The 1,511-nt window shown below is 31.2% G+C and carries 2 protein-coding genes and 1 pseudogene; all 3 read right to left on the reverse strand.

The window, feature by feature from the left end; all coding sequences use genetic code 11:
• Positions 1-323, reverse strand: a pseudogene (locus tag ACT8VG_RS11175) (cupin domain-containing protein); the annotation flags it as partial.
• 2 nt (positions 324-325) lie between these two features.
• Positions 326-961: a GyrI-like domain-containing protein gene (locus ACT8VG_RS11180; RefSeq protein WP_195921645.1), complete on the reverse strand. Its 636-nt coding sequence runs from the start codon at positions 959-961 to the stop codon at positions 326-328.
• A gap of 16 nt (positions 962-977) precedes the next feature.
• Positions 978-1,511: serine aminopeptidase domain-containing protein (locus ACT8VG_RS11185; protein WP_444195931.1), on the reverse strand; the 534-nt coding region annotated here is incomplete at its 5' end.

The raw sequence follows: 1,511 nt of genomic DNA on the forward strand, positions 1-1,511 counted from the left end.
TAGTTACTTATAGTTTGTCTTATTAATATTTCTGTATATATGACATCATCTTTAGTTCTTATACCCATAGGTATATCAGTAAATGTAATGAAACTTTCCTTTTCTTTAACTACTTTAGTATAGCCATTATTTCCATAGACTTCCAACTGACCTTTCAAGACATAAATCATCTTATAGTAAGGATATATTTCAGCACTTATGTCTGTATTTCTTGCAAGTGAGAAATAAGTCAGTGTATCATTTACTGCTTTAGAAGTGGTACAGCCTGGTATAGGCTCGTTATCTTTTGTGATAGAGAAAACTTCTCCTATTTTTTCATTCATACTTAACTCCTTTTTTTGATTGGGTGTCTAATGACAGTTTTCCATTTTTCTGGTGCGACTCTTCTTGCATCAGAAAGATATATTTCATGATGTAGTCTTTCTTTTGTAAGATCATTTATATATCCATTTTCTTCTATATATTTGTTCATAAGTGCAACAGAGGCAGGTTCATCATCAAATGAACCTATATGCATCATCTGTACACATAATCCCTCATCAATCGTAATAAATTCAGCACAAGAACAATCTATCTTTTTCTTAATAGACGCAGTTTCTACTGCCCATACAAAATCTTTTTTAGTAATAAAGTCTGGTAAACGAATAACAGAAATCCAATTAAAAGTAGATTTATCATCATAATCTATACCTTCGATGCCATCCTGCCACCAGAAACCTTCTAGTGGAGGAACCACATATTCAAAGAATCCTTCTATCTTATAATTTGTTTTATAGCTCATCTTAAGTGTATAAGCGACTGCATATAGTACACTAATAGCCTTCTGATAATCACCACCTTCCTCGTTTGGATCCCCTTGTCCTCTTACCGCAATATAGTTAGCACGGGGAACAGTGACTATCATGGGTTTATTTTTAGGCATGTAGAATTCTTTATATTCTTTCTTAAAATCAAAAGCCATATTTAACCTCCTATAGTTAATCAGTACAGAAAAAATCTAAAACGTCTTTATAGATTATTTCTTTATCTGTTTCATTGAGTAGTTCATGTCTTTTATCTTTGTACAGTTTACTCTTGATATTTTCATAACCTACTTCTTTTAAGAACTCTTCTAATTCATTAAATTTCTGTTTTCCTTGAATAACTGGATCATCAACACCTGCAATTAAGAATATAGGTAAAGAACTGTTTTGTGGATTCCAATCATCTTTGATGAAAGCTGATTTTAATAGCTGGAAAAGATTTATAAAGCCACTTGTAGTAAAAGTAAACCCACATAGAGGATCGGTGTTATATGAAGACACAGTCTGTAAATTAGAACAGATCCATTCATTTTTAGTTGTATAGCCTTTGTTGTAGTATCCTACAGATAACTTATTCAGAATCTTATTAGGTTTATAGTCTTTATAAAATAATCCAGTAAGTTTTCCTGCAAATAATGCTAGAACAAAAAGTTTATTTAATGTAGGTCGACCACACAATACAAACTTTACAATATGCTTTTCATATTT

Origin of the sequence: Catenibacterium sp. (genome assembly GCF_052354645.1) — a bacterium.
GTDB classification, from domain to species: domain Bacteria; phylum Bacillota_I; class Bacilli_A; order Erysipelotrichales; family Coprobacillaceae; genus Catenibacterium; species Catenibacterium mitsuoka_A.

Excerpts from the sequence above, each read along its gene's own strand:
- ACT8VG_RS11180 (WP_195921645.1), bottom strand. The coding sequence starts at position 961 with ATGGCTTTTGATTTTAAGAAAGAATATAAAGAATTCTACATGCCTAAA.